The organism is Solemya elarraichensis gill symbiont (assembly GCF_002021095.1).
In the GTDB taxonomy this organism is placed as follows: Bacteria; Pseudomonadota; Gammaproteobacteria; order Chromatiales; family Chromatiaceae.
On record NZ_MPRK01000107.1, the window covers coordinates 1 to 6,736 of the forward strand.

At 53.6% G+C, this 6,736-nt stretch carries 6 protein-coding genes and 2 pseudogenes; 3 read left to right on the forward strand and 5 right to left on the reverse strand.

All coding sequences use genetic code 11. The features are described from left to right. Positions 1-142 precede the first annotated feature (142 nt). The 3 genes and pseudogenes from BOW51_RS06580 to trmL all read right to left on the reverse strand — a co-directional run bounded on the left by BOW51_RS06580 (position 143) and on the right by trmL (position 4,228). Positions 143-1,526: pseudogene (locus BOW51_RS06580) on the reverse strand (UbiD family decarboxylase). 166 nt (positions 1,527-1,692) lie between these two features. Continuing rightward, positions 1,693-3,780, reverse strand: coding sequence for an oligopeptidase A (prlC, locus tag BOW51_RS06585; protein WP_245828572.1), 2,088 nt, complete (start codon positions 3,778-3,780; stop codon positions 1,693-1,695). Next, on the reverse strand, positions 3,758-4,228 hold the full coding sequence (gene trmL / locus BOW51_RS06590) for a tRNA (uridine(34)/cytosine(34)/5-carboxymethylaminomethyluridine(34)-2'-O)-methyltransferase TrmL (RefSeq protein ID WP_078477001.1): 471 nt from the start codon (positions 4,226-4,228) through the stop codon (positions 3,758-3,760). Before trmL ends, prlC begins: the two co-directional genes overlap by 23 nt. Positions 4,229-4,233: 5 nt before the next feature. On the opposite strand from trmL, the gene BOW51_RS06595 reads away from it, so the two are divergent. The 3 genes and pseudogenes from BOW51_RS06595 to BOW51_RS06605 form a co-directional block, all read left to right on the forward strand. Beyond that, positions 4,234-5,223, forward strand: coding sequence for a dihydroorotate dehydrogenase (locus tag BOW51_RS06595; protein WP_078477002.1), 990 nt, complete (start codon positions 4,234-4,236; stop codon positions 5,221-5,223). 170 nt (positions 5,224-5,393) lie between these two features. After that, the gene (locus BOW51_RS06600) at positions 5,394-5,618 is read left to right on the forward strand and encodes a hypothetical protein (protein ID WP_078477003.1); all 225 of its coding nucleotides are present in this window, start codon (positions 5,394-5,396) and stop codon (positions 5,616-5,618) included. 123 nt (positions 5,619-5,741) lie between these two features. Continuing rightward, positions 5,742-5,927 (forward strand): annotated as a pseudogene (locus tag BOW51_RS06605) (flavodoxin domain-containing protein); the annotation flags it as partial. Positions 5,928-5,960: 33 nt separating this feature from the next. Here the strand turns inward: BOW51_RS06605 and BOW51_RS06610 are convergent. Both BOW51_RS06610 and BOW51_RS06615 read right to left on the reverse strand, forming a co-directional pair. Then, a complete protein-coding gene (locus BOW51_RS06610; RefSeq protein WP_167367257.1) occupies positions 5,961-6,359 on the reverse strand; it encodes a hypothetical protein in 399 nt (132 codons plus the stop codon). Between the two features lie 96 nt (positions 6,360-6,455). Beyond that, the coding region (locus BOW51_RS06615; protein ID WP_281252870.1) for a helix-turn-helix domain-containing protein at positions 6,456-6,736 on the reverse strand (281 nt) is incomplete at its 5' end.

Genomic DNA, 6,736 nt, shown 5'->3' on the forward strand with positions numbered 1-6,736 from the left:
CGCAGGGCGTCCGGGGCAATAAAGGCTGTCGAAGATCGAGTGTAAAAGGGCGACTTGGATGTCCCGTTTTACATCACGAGATCAAAGACACGCTTGGTAGATAATTATGGTAGGAATTCACTTCCCATCGCGATGATCGTGGTCAATCGATACCGAGATCACCCCAGATAGCATCAACTCGCGCCTTGACCTCAGCATCCATCTCGATCGGCTCACCCCATTCACGATCTGTCTCCCCCGGCCACTTGTTGGTGGCATCCATACCCATCTTTGAACCGAGACCGGAAACTGGTGAGGCGAAGTCGAGATAATCGATCGGCGTATTCTCAACCAGTACAGTATCGCGCGCCGGATCCATACGCGTTGTCATTGCCCAGATCACATCATTCCAGTCACGTACATTGACATCATCATCGGTGACAATCACGAACTTGGTATACATGAACTGGCGCAAAAAGGACCACACACCGAACATCACGCGCTTGGCATGGCCGGCATACTGCTTCTTCATACTGACCACCGCCATGCGGTAGGAGCAGCCCTCCGGCGGCAGGTAGAAATCGACAATCTCCGGGAACTGCTTCTGCAGTATCGGTACAAACACCTCGTTAAGCGCCACACCGAGCACTGCCGGCTCGTCAGGCGGACGACCTGTGTAGGTACTGTGATATATCGGCTTACTGCGCATAGTAATGCGATCAATGGTGAAAACCGGAAAGGATTCAACCTCGTTGTAGTAGCCCGATTAACTCGCTGCCAATCGATTTGACCACTTCTGTGCGTGAACCTCGCAGTAATCCGGCAAAAGCGTATTCAGAAAGGGTATCGGGTACCGGTGTTACTGCACCCAGGATTGTCGCCGGGTCTGCCCCCAGTGCAACTGAAATGGGAAAAGGTTCGCCAGGGTGTGCTTTCTGCCAATCGCGAAAATCGAGCGCTCCTCCACGGTGTGCAAGCCAGCGCATGATGACGCGGTTTTTACCGATCACCTGCATGCGGTAGATACCGAGATTGGCCCTCGGTTTTTCGGGACCACGGGTGACTACCAGTCCCCAGGTAATCAGTGGCCCCGCATCACCCGGCCAACAGGTCTGCACGGGGATTTTTGAGAGGTCGACGGTATCGGCCTCCACAACAACTTCCTGGCACGGGGCCTTTTTGACCTTTTTCGGCGCCATATCCAGCACCTTCTTGAACACCGGCATCTTCTCCAGCGCATCACGCATGCCCTTCGGCGCTTCCGGCTCCTTGAGCTGTGCCAACAGGATACCGACATCACGCAGCGCAGAAACCGACTCCTCACCCATACCCAGTGCTACACGCTTCGGGGTTCCGAAAAGATTGCCGAGCACTGGCATGTCCGAATCCTTAACCTTCTCAAATAGCAGGGCCGGACCACCGGCTTTCAAAGTGCGGTCACAGATTTCGGTCATCTCGAGATAGGGATCAACTTCAACGTCGATACGTTTCAGCTCTCCCATCTCCTCGAGCCTGGCGATAAAATCCCGTAAATCTCTGTATTTCATGCTGTCACCTGTCCCATACCGCCAACTTTATCACCATATTCACCATAAGAAATGCAAATGGCAAAAACCGCCTGATGTACTAGACTTGTTATCGAGTCAATAGATGCCTCTCCGGGCATCAGGCGAGGGACCAGGTGGCCACGGAGGGCTAAATTCCCCGATCTGTTCAGCCGGTAATTCCGCTATGCCGCAACAGCGGCTCCACTTCCGGTTTACGCCCGCGAAATTTCACGAACAGATCCATTGCATCTTCCGAACCGCCCTTTTCGAGAATGTTTTCGCGAAAGGAACGACCTGTCTGCTGATCGAAAATACCCTTCTCTTCAAACAGGGAGAACGCGTCTGCAGAGAGCACTTCCGCCCACTTGTAGCTGTAGTAGCCTGCGGCATAGCCACCGGAGAAAATGTGTGCGAAGCCGTTAGCGAATCGATTCCACTTCGGTGGCATCACCACGGCAAGCGCATCACGCACCTCTTCGATGCGCGCCTCGATCTCTGCACCCTTGTGCGGGTCATATTCACGATGCAGGCGAAAATCAAAGATGGAAAACTCCAGCTGACGCACCATCTGCATGGCCGAATGATAATTTCTTGCCGCAATCATGCGCTCATACAACTCTTCAGGTATCGATTCGCCGCTTTCATAATGACCCGAGATAATATCCAGCGCCTCGCGCTCCCAGCACCAGTTCTCGAGAAACTGGCTCGGCAGCTCAACCGCATCCCAGGCGACACCGCTAATGCCGGAGACCGGCGGATAGTCGATTTGCGTCAGCATATGGTGCAGGCCATGACCGAATTCATGGAACAGCGTCTGCACTTCATCATGTGTCAGTAGCGCGGGCTTGTCGCCGACCGGTGGTGTGAAGTTGCACACGAGGTAAGCAACCGGCAGATGATCGATCCGCTCTGAACGGAAACGGCTGATGCAGACATCCATCCATGCACCGCCACGTTTTTTCTCGCGAGCATAGAGATCCAGGTAAAAGTGCGCCATCAATTTGCCACTGCTGTCCCTGATGTCATAGAAGCGCACATCCGGGTGCCATGCCTGCACCCCGTCTCTTTGCTCGATACTGATATCAAACAAGCGTTGCACCACGTCGAACATGCCGCTGATGACACGTGTGTCAGGAAAGTATGGCTTGAGCTCCTCCTGGGTCAGGTTATAGCGCTGCTCGCGTAACTTCTCCGCGTAGTAGGCGACATCCCACGCCTGCAGCTCTTCCATTCCAAATTCTTCATGGGCAAACTGCTGCAGTTCTTCGAACTCCTGCTGCGCCTGTGGCGTAGAACGCCCTGCGAGGTCCTCAAGAAAAGCCATTACCTCGTCAGTCGTTGATGCCATTTTCCTCGCCAGCGAACGCTCGGCATAGTTGTCAAAGCCAAGTAGTTGCGCAGCTTCGTAGCGCAGCGCAAGTATCTCACCCATCAACTCACCGTTGTCATTCTCGCCGGCATTCGGTCCTTGGTCCGAGGCACGCGTGACATAAGCCTGGTAAAGCTCAAAGCGCAGCCCCCGGTCATCGGCATAGGTCATAACCGGAAAATAGGAAGGGAAATCGAGCGTCAGCAGCCAGCCCTCCTGTTCACGTTGCTCAGCTGCCTGGCGTGCAAGGCCAATCGCCGATTCAGGCAGACCTGCAAGTTGTGCTTCATCACTGACCAGCTTGGTCCAGGCATGGGTTGCATCGAGCAGGTTCTGTTCATATTTACTGGTGAGAGTCGAGAGGCGCTTGCTGATCTCCTTGAAGCGCTGCTTTTTCTCTTCCGGCAGATCGACACCGGTGAGGTGAAAATCGAGCAGGATATTTTCCAGCATCTTTGTCTGCGCCTGGTTGAGGGATGTCTCGTTCTCAAGCACTGCCTTGTATGCGCTGTACAACCTGGCGTTTTGCCCCATCTCGGTTGAATAACTGCTCAGCTTCGGCAAGCAGGCATTGTATGCTTCGCGTAGTTCATCCGTATTGACCACCGAATTCATGTGGCTGATTGGCGACCAGGCACGGCTAAGCTGGTCATCCAGTTCCTCGAGCGGTTCAACAAAACTCTTCCAGCCGGGATGCTCAACCGTATCAAGCAGCGTGTCGATTTGCGCACGGTTTTGTGCAAGCAACTCATCAATTGCCGGCTCCACGTGCCCTGCCTCTATTTCGCTGAACAGCGGCAGAAATGTCTCTTTCAGTAACGGGTTTGCATTGTCCATGCGATTGTTTCCATTGATCCAGGTGTTATTCAAATAGTGCGCCTTCATAACCTGTCTGCCGCCATGCCTCGTAAAGCACCACGGCGACCGTGTTCGACAGGTTAAGGCTGCGGCTCTCCTCGAGCATTGGTACGCGCAGCCAGTTGTCACGCTCGATGCTAGCAAGCACCTCGTCCGGCAGGCCGCGAGTCTCGGGGCCAAACAGCAATGCATCGCCTTTTCTGTATGAGGGCGTGCTATGTGCATTTCTACCCTTGGTAGTGAATGCAAACAGACGTTCAGGCTTCAGCGTCTCAAGACAGGCGTCAAGAGATACGTGTTCACGCACGGCGGCATATTCTGCATAATCGAGGCCCGCGCGGCGCAACTTTTTATCATCCAGTTCAAAGCCGAGCGGATGAATCAGGTGCAAGGTGCTGCCACTGTTCGCACAAAGGCGTATGATATTGCCCGTGTTGGGCGGAATCTCCGGCTCGTAAAGTAAAATGTGAAACAAATCCGATGACCTCAGAAAAATCTATCGATACCAAGAACAATCCTCTTGCCACAGAATTCTGCGGTATGCACTTTCAGACACCGATCGTATTGCTTTCAGGCTGCGTCGGCTTCGGCGAAGAGTATACCCGTGTTAGCGGCTTTTCCAACCGGGATGTCGGCGCGGTTTGCCTCAAGGGCACAACCGGCACCCAGCGCCCCGGTAACCAGCCGCACAGGATTTATGAAACACCCGGCGGCATGCTCAACGCCATCGGCCTGCAGAATCCCGGGGTTGACCAGGTGGTTTCATCGATTCTACCCGAACTCGATTTCTCGGAGACTCGCTTCATCGCCAATGTCTCGGGCTCGACCATCGAGGAGTACACCGAGGTTACACGCAAATTCGATGACTCAGACATCGATGCGATCGAAATCAACATCTCCTGCCCCAACGTCAAGGAGGGCGGTGTCGCCTTTGGCAATGATCCTGAAATGTCGGCGCGCGTCGTCGAAGCCTGTCGTGAAGTAACCAACAAACCGCTGATTACCAAGCTGTCGCCCAACCAGACCGACATCCAACACAACGCCCGCCTCTGTATAGAGGCAGGCAGTGACGCATTTGCCGTCATCAATACGCTGATGGGCATGGCGATCGATATCGAATCGCGCTCACCGGTGATCGGCAACAACCAGGGCGGCCTTTCCGGTCCTGCTATCAAGCCGGTTGCCCTGCTCAAGACCCACCAGGTCTACCAGGTGTGTCGCGATCACGGCATTCCAATTATCGGCCAGGGTGGAATCAACTCGGCCGAGGATGCGATCGAGTTCCTGATCGCCGGTGCCAGTGCAGTTGGCGTCGGTACCGCGCTCTTCTACGACCCGTTGATCTGCCCGAAAATCAACGACGGCATCAAGTCATACCTCGAGCGCCATGAGCTGGCGAATGTTGCCGAACTGACCGGATCACTGCGCCTCAACCAGCCACCGGCACAGAACAACAAGTGCAACTGCTGAATCTATCTCTAAAGGGATAGGGGGAAAATCAGTCCGCCGGATTAATTTTCCGCTTTTGCCGCCACTATCCCCTTTGGGAGGGGTGGCATTGCAGGTACCAGTGCTATATTAGCCCCCGTGAATGATGAACCGCGCGATCGACATCGCGCAGCTGATACGGAGTAAAAGCAATGAGTGACAAGCAAGCACTGATCGACGAGAAGAACAAGCTAGTTAAAGAGATGATTGAATTGCAGAAGCAGTTCATGGACATCGAGCACGACAAGGGCATCACCGGCAAAGACTACTACTACTCAAAGGAAGGCCTGCTGGCTGACTACCGTGAGAAGTATGCTGACATGGCAACCCGCGTTGTTGACATGTCTCACGAGATTGTTGGTTCTACCCGCAACTGATTCTTCAGCTGCCAGAGACCAGAAAAGCCCGCGATTGCGGGCTTTTTCTTTGAGCTCTCCTTTCCGAAAAGCTATCACTACGAGAAACACAGCTGTCACCGTTCCGATAGGGGACGGATTACGTGGAAGCCGGATGCAATAGGAGTCTTTGCCGGAAAAATTGACTATCCAAAATATGGCGTGTTTGACCGCATGATGATTCGCCTTATTATGTATATGACTAAAGGGCCCACAGACCCGAATGCTGTTGTCGAGTTTACAGACTGGGATAAAGTTGAACACTTCGGGCAAGTGGTAAGTAAACTGTAAGGCCCGCGATTGCGGGCTATAGCTGAATATCATTCACTCCGGGCGGATGTGCTCAATATACTTGGGTACCTCGACCATCTCGAGTCGAATTGTTTCAGCCTGCACCACGATATGCCGTGTCTGACCTTTGATGATCAGGTCACAACTCGCTTGGCCACGGCTTTCTAGCGGCAATGGAATCATGTCACGGTAAGTGTAGATATTCTCACCGACATCGCCACCCTCACATTCACCAAAGGCATCAGGCAAGGGATCAACAACCGCTGCGCCAGTAAAGACGATATCCCCTTTTTGCCACCACCTGGTCTTTTCCACCGAGCCTGTCATGGTCTTGATAATAATGGCGCGCTCTATATGCACGCGTACTTCGTCACCACTGACGCTGACCCCGGAAATCTCACTGCCGTTTAACTCGATACTGCTATTGTCCATTTCTCAACTCTTGATCTGATCTGACATAATCGAACAATTATACGTCAAAGCAGCCTGCAGCAAGCCCACCTTATAAGCGCGGGTAAATTCGAGCCGTTACTCCATCTCCAGTTCTTTAATCTTGCGTGTCAGGGTATTGCGGCCCCACCCCAGCATCGTCGCGGCTTCATGTTTCTTGCCACCGGTCTCCTCAAGCGCGGTTTCGATCAGGGTGCGCTCAAATAGCGGTAGTGCCTTGTCCAGCAGGGGCGCGCCATCTCTTTTCAATTCAGCGTGTGCCCACTGGCGTAATGCCTCATCCCAGTCACCACTGTAGCCACCTTCTGAAATTGTCTCTTCACGCATCTCGGGCGGCAGGTCGTCCAGGTGAACCTGGT

Bases quoted from the DNA above. Each gene is read 5' to 3' on its own strand.
- BOW51_RS06600 (WP_078477003.1), top strand. From the start codon at position 5,394: ATGAGTGACAAGCAAGCACTGATCGACGAGAAGAACAAGCTAGTTAAA.
- prlC (WP_245828572.1), bottom strand. From the start codon at position 3,780: ATGAAGGCGCACTATTTGAATAACACCTGGATCAATGGAAACAATCGC.
- BOW51_RS06610 (WP_167367257.1), bottom strand. From the start codon at position 6,359: ATGGACAATAGCAGTATCGAGTTAAACGGCAGTGAGATTTCCGGGGTC.
- BOW51_RS06595 (WP_078477002.1), top strand. From the start codon at position 4,234: ATGACCTCAGAAAAATCTATCGATACCAAGAACAATCCTCTTGCCACA.